Origin of the sequence: Treponema sp. Marseille-Q4523, assembly GCF_016901105.1 — a bacterium.
In the GTDB taxonomy this organism is placed as follows: domain Bacteria; phylum Spirochaetota; class Spirochaetia; order Treponematales; family Treponemataceae; genus Treponema_D.
This window is the reverse complement of record NZ_JAFEVM010000018.1, coordinates 13,649-31,158: the sequence shown is the minus strand read 5'-3', so window position 1 is coordinate 31,158 and position 17,510 is coordinate 13,649. Positions and strand designations below refer to the sequence as shown.

The window sequence follows — 17,510 nt, the reverse complement described above, 5'->3', positions numbered from 1 at the left end:
GATACAGGAGCTTACTATGAAATTTTCTTTTGACAGAGATGCGATGATCAAAGAAATCGCCGTCGCTCAGGAAATCATTACGAATAAAAGCGCGATTTCGATTTTATCGAATATCTTTTTCAGCGCGGAAAACAATACGCTTACGATAAAGGCGACCGATTCGTCGGTCGGTTTTTTAACAAAAATTCCGGTCGATGTGCAGGAAGAAGGATCGACGACGGTGTACTGTGACAAGTTTATGAGTATCCTCGCGTCTTCTCCGCAGGGTGAAATCGAGTTCAAACAGGAAGATGTAAAAATAACGATTACGCCTGTTGCCAAAAAAATAAAATTTCAACTGAAGAGCATCGCAAGCGATAAATTTCCTTCGGTCAATGAGGCACAGGATGTACCCTTTTTCGACGTCGCGGCAAAAGATTTGAAAGCGATGATTTCGCAGACGATATTCGCCGTTTCGGAAGACGTGAATCGCTATTTTATGACGGGCGTTTTCTTTACTAAAAAAGATGACGAATTGGTTATGGTTTCGACCGACGGCCGACGTCTTTCATATTCGGCAAAATCGATCGCACAAGGTATAAAAGATTTTCCGTCGGCTATCGTTCCGATAAAAATATTGAGCTGTATTTTAAAGCATGCGAGCGATGAAGGAAACGTTTCGGTTGCCGTCGTCGATAAATTGATTTATGTAAGATTCGGCAATTACGAATTTTCGTCCGCGCTTCTCGAAGGACAGTTTCCGAATTATCAAAAAGTCATTCCCGAAAAACAAAAGTTTTCTTTCCAAGTTAATAAAAACGATTTGGATTCGGCACTGAGGCGCACGACGATCCTCATCGACAAAAAAGTGAGCCGGCTTTTGTTCAAAGTATCGCCGGGAACGCTGACGCTCATTTCACCTGAAACCGATTTGGGAACGGCGGTCGAAGAGATCCCGTGCAGATATGACGGCGAAGAAGTGACGATTGCGCTCAACTATCTCTATGTTGCAGAGCCTATCAAAGCGATCGGTACGGAAGATATCGTTTTTGAATTTACCGAACCTATGAAAGCGATCACGATGAGAGCCGAACCGGCAGCCGATTATTTCCACATCATCATGCCGATGAATCTCAACTGATGCCCTTTTTATCGCTAGCAGTCGACAATTTTCGCAATTTGAAAAACGGCAGGATCGATTTTTCCGGAAAGGAAATCTATTTTGTCGGTACGAACGGGCAGGGGAAAACGAATATCCTCGAAGCGCTGTATTATTCCGCGTACGGTTCTTCGTTCCGCACGTATACCGATTCGCAAATCGTAAAAACGGGAGAAGCAGCCTTTGCGCTTCACGCGCTCTACAAACAGGAAAGCGGCAATGTTCAAAAAATCGACATACGCTGTGCGGACGGTGTCAAACGAATCGAAAAAAACGGTAAGAAAGTTCAGGATCGAAAGGAATTGATAAACACGATCCCGTGCGTGCTCTTTTGTCACGACGATATGCGCTTTGCGACCGGAGGACCCGAGCATCGCCGTTTTTTTCTCGATCAGTCGCTGACGATGTTCGATACGCTGTACATCGATGATCTGCGCAATTATAAAAAGATTTTGAAAAACCGCAATCAATTGTTAAAAGATCGTTCGTACGAAATGCTCGACGTCTACGATACGCAGCTTGCACAGTGCGGACTCGAAGTGCAAAAAAAACGCAAAACGGCGGTCTTTCAATTCGATCAGATTTTTGAAAAATTATACGAAGCCGTCGCGGGTATAGACGGTGTACACATCGTCTACGTGCCGTCGTGGAAAGAGATGCCGGACGGAGCGGGTACTCGCTTTCCCTTGCCGGAAGAAATACGGGAGCGGCTTTCGGAAAGACGCGACCGCGACAAAATGATGGAGACGACGATGAGCGGACCTCACCGCGATCGAATTCTTTTTATGCGCGGAGGAAATCAATTTATACCGACGGCATCGACGGGACAGCAGCGGCTTACGGCGCTTTTACTTCGGGCAGCACAAGCCGTCTATTATACGAGGGTCACCGGAATAAAGCCGGTTTTTTTGATGGACGACGTCATGCTCGAACTCGATCCCGACAAGCGGCAAAAAATGACGGCGATTTTGCCAGATTACGATCAGCTTTTTTGTACATTTTTGCCGGGCGAGCCGTACGAACGCTATAAACGTTCGACGACGCGCATTTTCGGTATCGAAAACGGGGAATGGCACGAGATGCGGGAAGAGGGATCAACAAGCTCTCCGCAGAGCAATGAAGTATCGAATCGGCCGCGCGAATAAAATCGTCGGGAGCGTATATGAATAACGGTGAACAAAATATCGTTTCCGCAGCTGATATGATAACGAGCGTATTTTCGAACCTCGACAAAAAGACGCTCGAGGAAAGCGGAAAACTCATCGACACGTGGAAGCGCGTCGTGTCGAAAGTGCATTCTTCCGGCCGCGATTACGGCGAGCAGCTTTGCACTCATACGAATCCCGTACAGTTTGAAAAAGGCGTTTTACTTGTTGAAGCCGATCATCCGGGCTGGATCCAGATTTTGCAGATTTATTCGAAATTTATTTTGACAGGCTTGCAGCGAGCTGTGCCGGAACTCGGCATAACGACGCTGTCGTTTAAACTGAAAGGAAGCGGCGCGGAACTCTGCGGCAAAAGCTACGACGAACAGGTCGCCGAAGAGCGGCGGAAAATGGAAAAGCGTTATAAAATGCATTACGGCGAGCCGGATAAAAAGGGCGCACGTAAAGGTCAGCCTCTTTCTCCCGAATTGCAGGCAAAACTTGATGCGCTGAAGGTGAGCATAGAAAAAGCCGCGAAAACACAAACATAGCACGTAAACTTAACGCGTAAACCGTTTGCATTGCAAACTCGCTCATTTATCACGCGATCGATACTGTCAAAAAATACCGTCGTTGCGTATCTGCTTTTCTTGTGATATATTTTTATTATGAAAGGCATCATTCTTGCAGGCGGGTCGGGCACGCGCCTCTATCCGATTACGAAAGCGGTTTCAAAGCAGATTTTGCCGCTGTACGATAAACCGATGATTTATTACCCGCTGTCGGCGCTCATGCTTTCGAAAATACGCGAAGTTTTAATAATTTCAACGCCGCGCGATCTGCCGGTTTTCGAAGAGCTGTTCGGGAGCGGAGAGCGGCTCGGTATGCGTTTCGACTACGCGGTGCAGGATAAACCGCGCGGGCTTGCCGACGCCTTTATCGTCGGAAAGGATTTTATTAAAAACGATACGGTCGCGCTGGTACTCGGCGACAATGTGTTTTACGGACAGGGTTTTTCGCGCAGCCTTTCAAACGCGGTCGAACGCGTCGACACAAAGGGAGGAGCTGTCATTTTCGGTTACTATGTCAAAGATCCGAGCGCGTACGGCGTCGTCGAATTCGATAAAGACGGTAAGGCGATCGGTATCGAAGAAAAGCCCGCTCATCCGAAAAGCAATTACGCCGTTCCGGGTTTGTATTTTTACGATAACAACGTCGTCGATATCGCATCGAACGTAAAACCTTCGGCGCGCGGAGAAATCGAAATCACGTCGGTAAACAATGTGTATCTCGAACGCTCCGCTCTGTCGGTCGAACTGCTCGGACGCGGCATGGCGTGGCTCGATACCGGCACATACAACGATTTGCTCGAAGCGGGCAATTTCATTGCGACGATCGAAAAGCGGCAGGGTTTGTACGTGTCGTGCATCGAAGAGATCGCATACCGGAACGGCTGGATCTCGCGGGATGATTTATTAAAACTTGCCGGCGGCTATAAAACGGATTACGGCCGATACCTCGAATACATCGCAAGCTTGTGATGAGGTCTCTACGAACGGTGCGGGAGATTAAAAATATATACGTATTTTTGAGGACATGCGCCTCATGCGATACGAATTATTAATTATTAATTTTGGAGTGTGCGGTGCCGTTTGCGTTTAAGCAATGCTCGATTGACGGAATTTCTATTGAAGGGTTGTTTGAAATAGTGCCGAAAGTGTTCGGCGATGCGCGCGGCTATTTTTTCGAATCGTACAGCGAGCGCGATTTTGCCGCCGCGGGGATCGATGCGCGCTTCGTGCAGGACAATCAGTCGCGCTCGACAAAGGGCGTTTTGCGCGGTTTGCATTTTCAGACGAAACATCCGCAGGGAAAACTCGTGCGCGTCATATCGGGCAGCGTGTACGATGTCGCTGTCGATTTACGAAACGACTCTCCGACTTTCGGAAAATATTACGGAGTGATACTCGACGGCGACAAGCAAAATCAATTTTACATTCCGAAAGGCTTCGCACACGGATTTTATGTGCTGAGCGATGACGCGGTGTTTGCGTATAAATGCACCGACTTTTACGACCCCGCAGGTGAAGGCGGCATCATGTGGAACGATGCGGCGATCGGGATCGATTGGGAGCGTGCGGCTCCCGGCGTGACGCCGCTCCTTTCGGAAAAGGATAAAAAACATCCCTCATTCGATAAAGATACACGCTATTTTTCAAAGGACGGTATATGGCTCGGAAATTAACGAATATCATGGTCACCGGCGGCGCCGGTTTTATCGGCTGTAATTTTATCCGCTTTTTGCTCGGGAACGAAAGCGGTTTTGCAGGGCGCGTCGTCAATGTCGATTGTCTCTCCTATGCGGGCAACCTTGAAAGCCTTTCCGACATTGAAGCTGCCTACGGTTCGTCACGCTATTTTTTTGAAAAAGCCGACATCTGCGACAGGGCGGAAATCGAGCGTATTTTAAAACAGTACGATATCGACACGATCGTGCACTTTGCGGCGGAAAGCCACGTCGATCGTTCCATTTTGGGGCCGGAAACCTTTATAAAAACGAACGTCATGGGAACGTTTACGCTGCTCGACGCCGCACGCAATTTTTGGCAAAAGCCGGACGGTTCGATGCGCGAAGACGTGCTCTTTCACCACATAAGCACCGACGAAGTGTACGGTTCGCTCGGAGCGACGGGGGCTTTTTCCGAAACGACGCCCTATGATCCGCGCTCACCGTATTCGGCGAGCAAAGCGTCGAGCGATCACATCGCGTCGGCATACAGCCACACGTACGGTTTGCCGCTTACGCTTTCGAACTGCTCGAACAACTACGGACCCTATCAGTTTCCCGAAAAACTCATCCCTCTCATGATCGCGAACATCCGAGACGGAAAGGCGCTTCCGGTATACGGCGAGGGTACGAACGTGCGCGATTGGATTTACGTCGAAGATCATAACCGCGCGGTGTACCTCATTTTGCAAAAAGGCGAGGCCGGACAAAAATACAATATCGGCGGAGAAAACGAACTGCAAAATATCGAACTGCTGCGAAAACTTATCGAGCTTACGGCGGGCGAACTGCATAAAGATGTTGCCGACGTTGAAAAGACGATCGTCCACGTAAAAGACCGCCCCGGACACGATCTCCGCTACGCGATCGACTGCACGAAAATCAAAACCGAACTCGGCTGGCAGCGCAAAGTTTCGTTCGACGAAGGGCTTCGCCGTACGGTGTTGTGGTATCTATCCCATGGAGATTGGGTCGATCACATCCTTTCCGGCGAATACAAAACGTGGATCGCGGAAAATTACGCGAAGCGCTGAGGAAAAATATATAGGATGGGGAAGGGATCCGTTATTATCATCGGCGCGGGTATCGCAGGACTTTCGGCGGCCGTTTATCTGCAGCGGTCGGGATTCGACGTAACGATTTATGAGCAGCATACGATCCCCGGAGGTCTTTCGACGAGCTGGTCGCGCAAAGGATATTTTTTCGAAGGGGGTATGCACTGGCTTACCGGTTCGTCCGAAAAACTCGTACTCAACCGCATGTGGAAAGAAGTCGGCGCACTCAAAGAAAACAATCCCGTTCGTTATCGGGAGCCGCTGTACACGCTTATCGACGGAAAAACGTGTATACGTCTTTACCGCGATATCGATAAGTTGCGAAAGGAATGCATCGATGCCGCGCCCGAAGACCGCAAAGCGATCGAAGCACTGTGCCGCGATATTAAAACGTTTTTGCCCGTGCACTTCGTATTGCGCGACATACCGTGGATAAAAACGAAATCGCCTGTGATTCCGACTTTGCACGAACTGCTTCCCATGGCGCCCGCAGCCATTCCCGCACTTTATCTGAAAAACGTATCGTACGAGGATTATCTTTCCCGTTTTAAAAATAAAAAACTGCACGCTTTGTTCCATGCCGTTATCGGCACGAGGTTCAATGCGCTGTCGTTTGTATATACGCTTGCATCTTTCGCTTCGGGCGACTGCGGATACCCGAAAGGCGGTTCGCTGCGTCTTGCACAAAACATAGCCGACACTTTCATTTCGCTCGGCGGAAAAATCGTATACCGCACAAAAGTAATGCGCGTCGTAACGGATGGGCGGCGGGCAGCAGGCGTTGAAATCGGACGGGCAAATGCGCTTACGGCACTCCATGTATCGTCCGGTGCAGCTGACGGGAACGAATGCACGGAGCAAAAGCCGGAAACGAAAATTATTAAATCAGATTTTGTCATTGCGGCTTTCGATACGAGACGCGCAGTCGATTCGCTTTTTGCAAAACCGCTTGAAGAGCGATGGGCGAAACGGATGCGCAAAATCGTTACAACGGAACAGAATATGTTTATTGCGCTCGGTATAAAAGCCGACTTGTCGAATTATCCGTCCGGTCCCGTACTTCTTCTCGATGAGCCGTTGGAAGCGGCGGGTCTGCGCTTTACGGAAATCCGCCTGAACAATTACGCGGGCTATGCAAACCATGCGCCCGAAGGCTGTACGGCGCTCACCTGCCTTTTGCTCGGCGGAAGTTACGATTGGTGGAAAGCGAGGAAAGCCGACGGCACTTACGGACAATGCAAAAAAGAAATCATCGATAAATTTATTAAAATAATCGAAAGCCGTTTTCCCGAAACGAAGGACATGATCGAAGTGACCGATATGGCTACCCCTTTGACCTACGAGCGTTATACTGCGAGTTTTGAAGGCAGTTGGATGAGCGTATGGAAGCCCGGAGATCCGATGTTCATATTGCCTGCGAAATCGAAGACGGTACGGGGTCTTTACTTTGCAAGCGAGCGTTCGATGATGCCCGGAGGTCTTATAATCGCAGGATGGGCGGGCAGACGCGCGGCGCAGACAATTTGCAAAGATACGCGAACCGAGTTTATCGCGCACGATTGAAAAAACGCACGATTGAAAAAGCGGGCGATATATTTTTTGAACTCGACAGTGATTTGCACGAACGGGATGCGATATGCGGCATAGTGCGAATTGAACAAATCGATATGATGTTTTATAATAACCGCCGAGAATTGAGAGGATAGAAATGCCCAAAATCGAAGTCAACGAAAAAAGTTTTTTCACTTTGCTCGGAAAAAAATACGATTACGATACGCTTGAAAAAAAATTGCCCTGCGCAAAAGCCGAACTCGATGAAAAGCCCGACGCGTCCAAGCCTGAAGATGAGCGCGTTATTAAAATCGAACTCAACGATACGAATCGCCCCGACCTGTGGTCGACGGTCGGCATCGCGCGGCAGCTCTCCCTGCACGACGGAGCGGCGCACGCCGATTATCAAAAATTCATGTCGGCTCCCGATGCGATAAAAGATCCGGCCAACCGCATCGTCACCGTGGACGCCGAACTGCAGCATATCCGTCCGTACATCGTCGCTTTCGTGATTTCCGGAAAAGCGATCGACGATGCGATGCTGAAAGATATCATTCAAACGCAGGAAAAACTCGCGTGGAATTTCGGACGCAAGCGGAAGACGATTTCGATGGGCGTGTACCGTGTTTCCGACATCGCATTTCCCGTGCATTATAAAGCCGTCGATCCCGACGCAACGTCTTTTGTGCCGCTGCAGTGCACAGAGCCCATGACGTGCCGGCAAATTTTGAGCGACCATCCGAAAGGAAAAGAATACGGCTGGATTTTAAAAGATTTCAAAAAATTTCCGCTGCTCGTCGACGACAAGGGCGAAATCATGTCGATGGCGCCGATCATCAACAGCGCGACGCTCGGTGCGGTACAAGTCGGAGACACGGGCTTAATGGTCGAACTGACAGGCGACGATATGGAAAGCCTTATGCTCGCGGCGAACATCGTCGCTTGCGATTTTTTCGAAAGCGGCTACGAAATTCTTCCGATGCGCGTCGACTATCCTTACGAAACGAAATTCGGTAAAACGGTCGTATGTCCGTATTATTTTCAAGTTCCGACAAAAGCCTATCTTTCACATATCAATAAAATGCTCGGCTCGTCGTTTACGGCGGACGAAGTCTGCGCCGCGCTCTACCGCATGGGCGATAAAGCGACGGTAAAAAAATTGACGATCGGCGGAAAAGACGACGAAGAGTTTACGCTCTTTCCTCCGCCCTACCGCAACGATTTTTTACACGAAGTCGATGTGATCGAAGACGTGATGATCGGGCGCGATATCGATTCGTTCGAACCGCAAAGCCCGAGCGATTTTACGATCGGCAGGCTTTTGCCGATAACGCAGTTCAGCCGTAAAGCGAAAACGCTTATGGTCGGACTCGGCTATCAGGAGATGATTTTCAACTATGTCGGAAGCCGCCGCGATTACATCGACAATATGCTCATCGACGAATCGAGCGTTATCGAAATCGCAAATCCGATGAGCGAAAATTATCAATTTATCAGACCGGAGATGATATCTTCTCTGCTCCGCGCGGAAAGCAAATCGGCGAACGCGCAGTTTCCGCACAAGATTTTCGAAATCGGCAAAGTCGCGTACCTCTGCGACGAAGAAAATACCGGCACGCGTACACGCCAACACTTGGGCTTTTTGACGGCGGCGGCAAATGCGAACTTCAACGACGGGGCGAGCGAAGTCGCCGCTCTCCTGTATTTTCTCGACCACACGTATAAAGTACAAGAAAGCTCCGATCTGCGCTTTATCGTCGGCCGTCAAGCATCCGTTATCGTAGGCGGCAAAGCAGTCGGTGTCTTCGGCGAAGTCGATCCGCAAGTGCTCGAAAACTGGGCAGTGACGGTGCCCTGCGTCGCGGGCGAAATCGATTTGGAAGCCTTGCTCGAAAGCTTCTGAAAGAGAGCTTCCGGTTTCAGCGATTTTTTCAGTGTTTGCTCGCGAGATCAGCGAAACTCCGCTTCCTCAGGCATAAGTTCGTATGCGATGCGCGGAGTACCGTCGGCTACACGGATGATGCCGCATTCTTTGAAACCTGCTTTTTCGATCGCACATCGCATCGTTTTGTTGTCGGCGTGCGTGTCGATTCTGAGGTGAGAATTGCGTGTTTTGCAAAACGCGATCGCTGCGGCAAAAACGCCTTTTACTTCGCCGTCGCTTGCGATACGGTGAATCGTCCCGTAGGGTGCATCGCTTTTCCACGCGCCTTCGATGCGCGCATACGTCGGATCGTCGCCTAGGATAAATGCAAACACTCCGTGTATGCCGCCGTCCGCTTCGACGACGTAATTTCGTTTTTCCCGTATGTCATCGTTTATTAATGTCTCCGGCGGAAAGTTTTCTCTCCACTGCGTCGGATTTCCGCTGTGCTTCATGTACTCGCGGGCGCGCGCATAGATACGCAGGATATCGTCGAAATCTTTTTGCAGAGCGTTTCGAATCGTCATATTGCCCCTATTTATTAATCTAGTGCGTAACGTTGTGCAGCCATTTGCCGTTGCGCACGCGGAGCAGACCCGCACCGGATTTAAAAATTTGTTCGATCTGCAAACACGCATAGATAACGTAAGGTTCCGCGTGCAGCACAAAAGCCGCTATGTATGCGATCGGGATCGCGACGAACCACATCCATACGCCGTCGTTGATTGCCGCGTAAATCGTGTCGCCGCCTGAGCGGCACATACCGACGATGAAAAACATATTGAACGCATTTACCGGATAGACGCACATGAGGATGCGCAGCATAAGCCGCGCTTGACGGATGATATGCGGACCGACATTGAACAGAAGGGGAAGCGCGAGCGAAAGCGGAAAGAGCAGAGAGCCGATAAGGACGGCCATCGCGGGCATAAACCATGCGAATCGATTTGCATACCGGCGCGCTTCCGCTTCGGCACCTTCGCCGATTTTTTTTCCGATGATGATCCCCGCGCCGTTTCCGACGCCGATAAAAAATACCCACGTCAGCTGGGAAATCGTTCCGGTTATATTGAACGCTGCAAGCGCGTCGGTACTCGCGTGCGAAAAAATCGAATGCTCCATCGTGATCCCCAAGCCCCACAGCGTTTCGTTTATGATGACGGGAAGCGCGATTTTGACAAAGCGCGCGAGGAAATCGCGATCGAACGAAAAGAGTTCGGTAAAACGACCGCACGCTTCATATTTTTTCCGATACGACCAACCGACCGTGATCGCAAGCTCTACGAACCGGGAAATCACCGTCGCGATCGCGGCACCTTGTACCCCCATCGCCGGTACGGTTAGGGCGGTTCCGAAAACGGAAACGGAGGCGCCGAAAATCAAAAGATAATTGAAAACGACGTTTACGAAAAACGATATTGCCGTGCTTACCGTCGGCAGCCGTACGTGTTCGGTCGCGCGGAAAGCCAGCTGAAACGCAAAGCTCAGCGCAAGCATCGGATAACTCGGAGCGATGCAGCGCAGATACCGGCCGCCGAGAGCGATGACGCGCTCATCCGAAGAATACAGCGAAATCAATTCGTGAGGAAAAAAAAGTGCCGCTGCGGTAAAAGCAAGAGAAAGGACGAAGGAAAGCGCAAGCGTAATGCCGAGCGTACGGCGGATCCCGGCGATATCTTTTTTGCCCCAATACTGCGCGACAAAGATGGCGCCGCCGCTTGAAATGCCGAAGAGCATCATATTGAGGATAAAAAAAATCTGATTGCCGAGACCGACCGCTGCAATTTCCGTTGCACCGAGCCTGCCGACCATCACCGTGTCGAGCATGTTGACGAAGGTTTGCAAAAAATTCTGCAAGACGATCGGAATGGCAATCGTAAAAAGCGTGCTGTAAAACCCCGGCAATGCAGTCATAATCAACCCCGCGCGTTCATCGCGCTCATCGTATAAAGAGTACCGTCCGATTCGAAAACAAATGAAACCCGACGTCTTTTTACAATACAATAAAATGTTTGTCAAAACAATATGTTCGCGCGTAACTTGCCGTTCTTATATTTTTTTCGTATATAGGGCATCTCGAAAAACTCACCTTTAGCGATTTTTTCGAGATGCTGACGAGTTGTAACTCGCTGTGTTATCGCGAGTTACAACATCGCATTTTCAAAGTTACCTCTAAAAACTGCAGTTTTTAGAGGTTCCCTATAGGGCATTTTTTCGGCACCTTTTTGGAGTAGTCGATGCACATATCGAAACACCGGTTAAAATATTTTTTTTCATCGCTGCCGTTCGTATTTTTTACGGCATCGTTTTTCGCCGCTCCGCCCGAGCCGAAAGAGCTCGGCATTCTCCGCAATGCTTACCCCGATATTTCTTTTACCGCGGTCTATGACGCTGAGCTCGCCGATTTTAAAATCGATGTCGTGCAAAGCGGCAGATCGGGACGTAAAGCGGCGGTATTGTATTGGGCGGACGGCAAAATGCTTCCTGCAGATAAACTTGCCGAGCGCGGATCTTATTGGCCGATCCTCTATCCTTACGCAAAAGAAGTTCCCGATCCTGCGACGTTCTCCGAAGAAGACATACGTCGCCTGCGCAATTTTTCTTCGGCGGAAAACCGTTCGCGTCAGGCCGGCACATCGCCCTATTTTTTCAATGCGATTTATGACTGCGCGACACGGCAATCGACCGAAACGCACATAAAGCGCGTGTCGTTTCTCGGTAAATATACGAATGCGCACGAACGGATTTTTGCACCGCTTGCGCGCGTCGAAAACAAAATCCGCGATCGTGCAAAAACCGATGCCGCCGTGCAGCGCTTTATCGACGAATTGGCGCGCGTAGACAGCTACAACTGGAGGGAAATCGGCGACCGCGCTTCGCGTTCGTTTCACAGCTACGGCATCGCGCTCGACGTTCTGCCGCGCGGTTGGGGACAAAAAAATATCTACTGGGCATGGCGGCGCGATATCGATCCCGACGGATGGATGACGCTGCCGCTCGAAAAACGCTGGATGCCGCCGGCCGGAGTGATCGAAGCGTTTGAATCGGAAGGATTTATCTGGGGCGGCAAGTGGCCGATTTGGGACAATATGCACTTCGAATATCATCCCGAACTGATCGCATACGCTTTGAACGGATAACAGATAAGTAAAGACAAATCAAATACCGTTTATGTACGGTTCGATGAAGCACACCGCAAAAATTAATAATCGGCTTGTATAAAAATTAATAAAGCGTATATAATTGCGTACACGCAAAATGAAAAATTATTTACGGAGGACAATAAAAATGGCAGTATATGATTTCGATACGATCGTCGATCGGAAACATACGGCATCGTATAAATGGGATGTAAAAGACGGTGAACTTCCGATGTGGGTCGCCGATATGGATTTTAAAGCGGCGCCGGAAATAATCGATGCGATTTCGGAACGCGTAAAGCACGGCGTGTTCGGTTATCCGGTCATCGAAAACGATTGGTACGATGCCCTTATCGGCTGGTGGAAGGCGCGGCATAACTTTGCGATTGAAAAAGAATGGCTTTCGTTTTGTACGGGCGTCGTACCCGCGCTTTCGAGCGCCGTGCGGAAATTTTCGACGCCCGCCGAATACGTCGTTGTTTTGACGCCGGTATACAATGTTTTTTTCAATTCGATCGTCAACAACGGAAGGCGCATTCTCGAAAGCCCGCTTGCGTATAAAGACGGCGCGTACGAAATCGATTTTGCGGATTTCGAAAAAAAGCTCGCCGATCCGCAGACGTCTCTTTTTATTTTGTGCAACCCGCACAATCCCGTCGGAAAAATCTGGGACGCCGAAACGCTTGAACGCATCGGAAAACTCTGTGCGAAGTACGGCGTTATCGTCATAAGCGACGAAATCCACTGCGACCTCACCGATCCCGGTGCCGCCTACGTTCCGTTCGCATCGGTTTCGGAAACCTGCGCGATGAACAGCGTTTCCTGCGTTGCAGCCTCGAAAGCGTTCAACATCGCAGGGCTGCACACTGCCGCCGTGTTTTCGAAAAATCCCAAGCTTCACGCGAAGATCGATCGGCAGCTCAACACCGATGAAGTTGCCGAGCCGAATGTATTCGCATGTATCGCTGCTGCTGCGGCATTTACGAAAGGCGGGGTGTGGCTCGACGAACTTCGCGCATACATCTTCGAAAATAAAAAGGCGGTGCGTGAATTTGTTAAAAATGAAATACCCGAAATCTTTGTCGTTCCGTCGAACGCGACGTATCTTTTGTGGCTCGACTGCTCGAAAATCACCGAAGACTCGAACGACCTTGCGCGTTTTATCAGAAGCGAAACGGGGCTTTACCTTACTGCAGGCGCGATTTACGGCGGAAACGGTCGCTCTTTTCTTCGCATGAACGTCGCCTGTCCGAAGTCGACGGTGAGCGACGGACTTGCGCGGTTGAAAGCGGGAGTGCGCGCGTACTGCGCTAAGCGGAAATAATACGAACGGTGTGCCCTCAGGGACTGTCGAAAAAATAACCGAGTTTTGAGACAGCCCTCTCTGGACAAAATTCTAACAATTCGCTATAGTTCCGTAGGTTACCGAACAATCGGTAACCTACGGAACTGTTTGGGAATTGTATGAAGGAAGGCGTTTCAACGCGGGACAAAATAATCGACGCAGCATTTTCGTTTTACCGCAAGCCGGTATTTACGCATATTTCGCTGTCTCAGATCGCGCAAAAAGTCGGCATCAGTAAAGCGGCCATCTTTAAGCATTTTCCGCGCAAAGCGTCGATCAGACAAGCGATGAATGCGCGCATGTTCGACGGCATCGCGGAAGTCGTGCGGCGGATGCTCGAATGCTATCAAAACGGCAAGCGCATCGAAGCGATGTCCGAGGCGGTCGATTTTCTCGTCAATCACCGCGAATACGTCATGTATTTTCAATCGCAGCAATGTATCGTAGACGAAGGAGCCTTTGTACGGGAATTGCGGAAGCGCAGCATACGGGTGTTCGATTCGCTTTTTGCAAGGGACGGTTCGATCAAAGATACGGATCTTTATGTGACGAGCATCTACGTCGGTACGACGATTTTTATTTTTACGCTGATCCGTTTCGACGCGCTCGATACGAATACTCCGAACCTTGCGGACTCCGCCGACTTTGCGAATAAACTTGCAGCCCTGATTGAAAACGGTATCGGAAAAAATATTCCCGAAAGAAAGCGGCTCGCACAGCTCGATGCGCGTTTTAAATCCGCAATGCAAAAGAAAGCGCCGCTTACCGACGAACTTCTTGCACTCGCTTCCGTCGTGTCCGAATACGGAGCGGTCGGCATTACGATCGAACGCTTGGCAAAAAAATTGCATCTCGCTAAAAGTTCGCTCTATTCGCGCTATAAAAGTAAAAACGAAATGGTCGAATCGCTTATAAAAAACGAAGTGATTCGAATGCACGGTATGATCGCCGAAAATATGGACGGTTTGACGACGGATGAAGAATGTACGTACGCCGTCCTCCGAACGGAACTGCTGTATTTTATAAAGTATCCCGAGACAGTCGATATCTGTTCGAGTCTCATCGGCATCAACGATTTTGTCGATCGTGCTGAAGCGCCGGATTTCGTCGATACGATATACGATTCGGTTTATTGGAAGCGTTTTATCGCTTCGCTTCCCGATGTCGGTATACCCCCGACCTCTCAACGCGTTCTCGGCTGGTTTTTCGCGATCGTCGTTACGATGTTTATCCATTGCCGGAGGCTCGGTTTTTCGGACAAGCGTATGTTTGCCGCATTGAAAAAATTATACGCGATGACGGAATCGGGGATCGGCAACACTGCCGTTCGTAAGAGGGGCGGAAGCTGACGATCGCGGCACTTGCAAAGCGCGAAGTCGTTCGTGCAAACGGCACGGAAGACGGCTGCGGTGATACCGTTCCTTAAAATTCAACAGTCGAATAAAATATCAATTTTGGAGACTGTTGAATTGGTGCGCGAGAGCGCACAGTTAATAAGCGATGTTTCGGGTGCGGTTAATAATTTGTATGAACTTAGGAGCTAAGATGAATATATGCAATAAAAAATACAAAGCGATATTATTAATTTTTTTAAGCGTCGTGCTGCGCTCGTTCGCTCAAAGCGGCGAAACGGTAACGTTGACGATCGATGAAGCGGTCGACTATGCGCGTGCCCACAGCCGCGCGCTCAAAAGTGCGGATATCGATTTGGAGATAGCCAAGCGCGCGTCCGACAATGCGTGGAACGTATTTTTACCCGACGTGCAAGCGACGGGAACGCTCAGCCGTACGACGGATATCAGTTCATCGCTCGAGCAGCAAAATACTCTGTTGCGATTTTTCGGTCGACCGCCCGTTTCGGAAACCGAAAGCATGCACTGGGCGGCTGTCGGGAACTTGAGCGCGGGACTGAATTTAAGCCTTGCGTACATCGGTCAAATACGTGCGGCAAAGGCGGGCTATGAAGGCGGCCAAATCACGCGGGAACAAACCGAGCGAAAAACGATTACCAATGTTAAAAAGCTGTTTTTCGGTCTTTTGCTGCAGCGGGACAACCTCGCGATTCAGCGGGAAACGCTCGAAAACGCACGGCGGCGGAGCGTGCAGGCGGCGGTGAATTATCGAAACGGGAGGATTCCCGAACTGCAGCTTTTGCAGGCGCAAGTGCAGTATGAAAATCAAATTCCCGAAACGGAGCAGGCGGAAACTTCTCTCGCGCAGCAGCTTGATATGTTCGTGTTTTTGCTCGGTATGCCTTCCGGCACGAAGATCGAACTTGCGGGTTCGATCGATCCCGCTCTTATCGATGTCGATGCCGACGATTTGATCGCGACGTACGGGAACTCGTCGCTTGCTCTGCGCTCCCTCGACAACAATATCGAAACGCTCGAGTACAATCTTTCGGCACTCGATTTTGCAAGTTTTTCGCCGGCACTGTCTTTGAATTGGAATTATCAGCCGATGCTGCGCGACGCCCTCGATTCGAATTGGTTCGATAAGGATAATTGGAACGATAACGGCGCGTTCAGTGCGACGCTCGCGTGGAACATCACGAATATGCTGCCGTTTTCCTCGAACCGCCAAAAAGCGAAAGACCTTCGCGCGAATCTCGAAAAGCTTAAAATCTCGCGCGAACAGCTTACTGAAAATCAAAAGCTCGAAGTGCGCACTGCGATCAATACGCTCGATCAGGCAAAACGCCAGATCGCTTCGATGCAGCGCAACGTCGAACTTGCGCAGCGCTCGTATGCGATGACGCTGCGTTCGTATCAAAACGGTACGACCGAACTGCTCGACCTCCGCGATGCGGAACGTCAGCTCAATCAAGCACGGCTCGGTTTGGCGAATCAGCGCTATCAATATATTACGGCATTGCTCAATCTCGAAGAAACGTTGAATACGGATTTGACGGTAAAGAGCGCCGCAGCAACGACAAACGGAGGAACTCGATGAAATATTCGAATCGCTTTATACAAATCGCCCGCATCTTATCGCTCGTTTTAATAATCGCTTCGATCGCGGGCTGCAAAAAAAATACGGCTGCCGCCGGCGGTGAAGGAGACGATATCGTCTACGCCGTCAACACATATAAAATCGAAAAGGGCAACCTCGATCAATATCTCGAATTCGGAGGAGACGTCGCATCGGTTTCGGCGGTCGACGTGCTGCCGGATATGAGCGGAAAAATTTCGCGCGTGCTTTCGAACATCGGCGATACGGTTGCAAAAGATCAAGTGATCGCATACGTCGACGCGAGCCGTCCCGGCATGTCGTACAGCGAAAGTCCCGTGCGCGCTCCGGTAAGCGGAAGGATCATCACATCGATGCCGTCGGTCGGTGCGACGGTTTCTCAGACGATGCCCGTCGTGCAGATCGGCAGCACGGACGATTTGGAAATCCGCGTCAATATTCCCGAACGCTTTGTGAGCCGCATTCAACGCGGCCAGTCGGCGACCGCGCAGTTTGCAGCTTATCCCGGCATCGACTTTACGGCAAAGGTCGTCGAAGTGTCTCCCGTCCTCAACACGACGACGCGGACGATGGCGGTAAAGCTGCATCTTTCTCCGCCCGATGAACGCATTAAAGTCGGTATGTACGGAAGCGTCCGCCTCATCACCGACAGCATACAAGACGCGATCGTCGTCCCGTCGGGATCTGTCATCACGCGGGCGGGTAAGCCGTACATATTTGCAATTGCGTCTCAGTCGCAAAGCGATAAAGCAGCCGTCGTAAAAATGCTGGCGGTAACGGAAGGCATCTCCGTCGACAACCGTACGGAAATTACGAGCGGGCTTTCTGCAGGCGATGAAATCGTCGTAAAAGGGCAGACGCTCTTGAACGACGGCGCAAAGGTAAACATAGTCGGTGCCGCAAACTGAAGTGAGATCAGGTCAATTTCGAATTTTCTAAAACTCGGAATTTTCCG

Annotated in this window: 15 protein-coding genes; 13 read left to right on the top strand and 2 right to left on the bottom strand. The window is 50.2% G+C overall.

The genetic code is table 11. From position 1 onward, the window contains the following. The first annotated feature begins 16 nt into the window (after window positions 1–16). From dnaN to pheT, 8 genes are all read left to right on the top strand, one after another. A complete protein-coding gene (gene dnaN, locus JSQ97_RS07200; protein WP_205075432.1) occupies window positions 17–1,120 on the top strand; it encodes a DNA polymerase III subunit beta in 1,104 nt (367 codons plus the stop codon). Continuing rightward, entirely contained in the window at window positions 1,120–2,283 is a 1,164-nt protein-coding gene (recF, locus tag JSQ97_RS07195; protein WP_205075431.1) for a DNA replication/repair protein RecF, read from the top strand. Before dnaN ends, recF begins: the two co-directional genes overlap by 1 nt. Window positions 2,284–2,300: 17 nt before the next feature. Next, the gene (locus tag JSQ97_RS07190) at window positions 2,301–2,834 is read left to right on the top strand and encodes a DciA family protein (RefSeq protein ID WP_205075430.1); all 534 of its coding nucleotides are present in this window, start codon (window positions 2,301–2,303) and stop codon (window positions 2,832–2,834) included. A 117-nt stretch (window positions 2,835–2,951) separates the two neighbouring features. Continuing rightward, window positions 2,952–3,824 carry a glucose-1-phosphate thymidylyltransferase RfbA gene (rfbA, locus tag JSQ97_RS07185; protein WP_205075429.1) on the top strand — a complete coding sequence of 291 codons (873 nt, stop codon included), beginning with the start codon at window positions 2,952–2,954 and terminating at the stop codon, window positions 3,822–3,824. A 104-nt stretch (window positions 3,825–3,928) separates the two neighbouring features. Next, the gene (gene rfbC / locus JSQ97_RS07180) at window positions 3,929–4,528 is read left to right on the top strand and encodes a dTDP-4-dehydrorhamnose 3,5-epimerase (RefSeq protein ID WP_205075428.1); all 600 of its coding nucleotides are present in this window, start codon (window positions 3,929–3,931) and stop codon (window positions 4,526–4,528) included. After that, a complete protein-coding gene (gene rfbB / locus JSQ97_RS07175; protein ID WP_205075427.1) occupies window positions 4,513–5,604 on the top strand; it encodes a dTDP-glucose 4,6-dehydratase in 1,092 nt (363 codons plus the stop codon). Before rfbC ends, rfbB begins: the two co-directional genes overlap by 16 nt. Before the next feature lie 15 nt (window positions 5,605–5,619). After that, on the top strand, window positions 5,620–7,188 hold the full coding sequence (locus tag JSQ97_RS07170) for a phytoene desaturase family protein (RefSeq protein ID WP_205075426.1): 1,569 nt from the start codon (window positions 5,620–5,622) through the stop codon (window positions 7,186–7,188). 145 nt (window positions 7,189–7,333) lie between these two features. Continuing rightward, window positions 7,334–9,079 carry a phenylalanine--tRNA ligase subunit beta gene (pheT, locus tag JSQ97_RS07165; protein ID WP_205075425.1) on the top strand — a complete coding sequence of 582 codons (1,746 nt, stop codon included), beginning with the start codon at window positions 7,334–7,336 and terminating at the stop codon, window positions 9,077–9,079. 47 nt (window positions 9,080–9,126) lie between these two features. Here pheT and JSQ97_RS07160 read toward each other — a convergent pair whose 3' ends face one another. Both JSQ97_RS07160 and JSQ97_RS07155 read right to left on the bottom strand, forming a co-directional pair. Beyond that, on the bottom strand, window positions 9,127–9,627 hold the full coding sequence (locus tag JSQ97_RS07160; RefSeq protein ID WP_205075424.1) for a GNAT family N-acetyltransferase: 501 nt from the start codon (window positions 9,625–9,627) through the stop codon (window positions 9,127–9,129). Window positions 9,628–9,646: 19 nt separating this feature from the next. After that, on the bottom strand, window positions 9,647–11,014 hold the full coding sequence (locus JSQ97_RS07155; RefSeq protein WP_205075423.1) for an MATE family efflux transporter: 1,368 nt from the start codon (window positions 11,012–11,014) through the stop codon (window positions 9,647–9,649). Window positions 11,015–11,337: 323 nt separating this feature from the next. Between JSQ97_RS07155 and JSQ97_RS07150 the strand changes: the two genes are divergently transcribed. From JSQ97_RS07150 to JSQ97_RS07130, 5 genes are all read left to right on the top strand, one after another. Then, complete coding sequence (locus JSQ97_RS07150) at window positions 11,338–12,240, top strand: M15 family metallopeptidase (RefSeq protein WP_205075422.1); 903 nt, start codon at window positions 11,338–11,340, stop codon at window positions 12,238–12,240. Window positions 12,241–12,388: 148 nt separating this feature from the next. Beyond that, a complete protein-coding gene (locus tag JSQ97_RS07145; protein ID WP_205075421.1) occupies window positions 12,389–13,564 on the top strand; it encodes a MalY/PatB family protein in 1,176 nt (391 codons plus the stop codon). 140 nt (window positions 13,565–13,704) lie between these two features. Then, on the top strand, window positions 13,705–14,934 hold the full coding sequence (locus tag JSQ97_RS07140; protein WP_205075420.1) for a TetR/AcrR family transcriptional regulator: 1,230 nt from the start codon (window positions 13,705–13,707) through the stop codon (window positions 14,932–14,934). Between the two features lie 196 nt (window positions 14,935–15,130). Next, a complete protein-coding gene (locus JSQ97_RS07135; RefSeq protein ID WP_205075419.1) occupies window positions 15,131–16,537 on the top strand; it encodes a TolC family protein in 1,407 nt (468 codons plus the stop codon). After that, a complete protein-coding gene (locus tag JSQ97_RS07130) occupies window positions 16,534–17,463 on the top strand; it encodes an efflux RND transporter periplasmic adaptor subunit (protein WP_205075418.1) in 930 nt (309 codons plus the stop codon). Before JSQ97_RS07135 ends, JSQ97_RS07130 begins: the two co-directional genes overlap by 4 nt. Window positions 17,464–17,510 lie beyond the last annotated feature (47 nt).

Bases quoted from the DNA above. Each gene is read 5' to 3' on its own strand.
- pheT (WP_205075425.1), top strand. From the start codon at position 7,334: ATGCCCAAAATCGAAGTCAACGAAAAAAGTTTTTTCACTTTGCTCGGA.
- JSQ97_RS07170 (WP_205075426.1), top strand. From the start codon at position 5,620: ATGGGGAAGGGATCCGTTATTATCATCGGCGCGGGTATCGCAGGACTT.
- rfbA (WP_205075429.1), top strand. From the start codon at position 2,952: ATGAAAGGCATCATTCTTGCAGGCGGGTCGGGCACGCGCCTCTATCCG.
- dnaN (WP_205075432.1), top strand. From the start codon at position 17: ATGAAATTTTCTTTTGACAGAGATGCGATGATCAAAGAAATCGCCGTC.
- JSQ97_RS07145 (WP_205075421.1), top strand. From the start codon at position 12,389: ATGGCAGTATATGATTTCGATACGATCGTCGATCGGAAACATACGGCA.
- JSQ97_RS07140 (WP_205075420.1), top strand. From the start codon at position 13,705: ATGAAGGAAGGCGTTTCAACGCGGGACAAAATAATCGACGCAGCATTT.
- rfbB (WP_205075427.1), top strand. From the start codon at position 4,513: ATGGCTCGGAAATTAACGAATATCATGGTCACCGGCGGCGCCGGTTTT.
- JSQ97_RS07135 (WP_205075419.1), top strand. From the start codon at position 15,131: ATGAATATATGCAATAAAAAATACAAAGCGATATTATTAATTTTTTTA.
- JSQ97_RS07150 (WP_205075422.1), top strand. From the start codon at position 11,338: ATGCACATATCGAAACACCGGTTAAAATATTTTTTTTCATCGCTGCCG.
- recF (WP_205075431.1), top strand. From the start codon at position 1,120: ATGCCCTTTTTATCGCTAGCAGTCGACAATTTTCGCAATTTGAAAAAC.
- JSQ97_RS07155 (WP_205075423.1), bottom strand. From the start codon at position 11,014: ATGACTGCATTGCCGGGGTTTTACAGCACGCTTTTTACGATTGCCATT.
- JSQ97_RS07130 (WP_205075418.1), top strand. From the start codon at position 16,534: ATGAAATATTCGAATCGCTTTATACAAATCGCCCGCATCTTATCGCTC.
- JSQ97_RS07190 (WP_205075430.1), top strand. From the start codon at position 2,301: ATGAATAACGGTGAACAAAATATCGTTTCCGCAGCTGATATGATAACG.
- JSQ97_RS07160 (WP_205075424.1), bottom strand. From the start codon at position 9,627: ATGACGATTCGAAACGCTCTGCAAAAAGATTTCGACGATATCCTGCGT.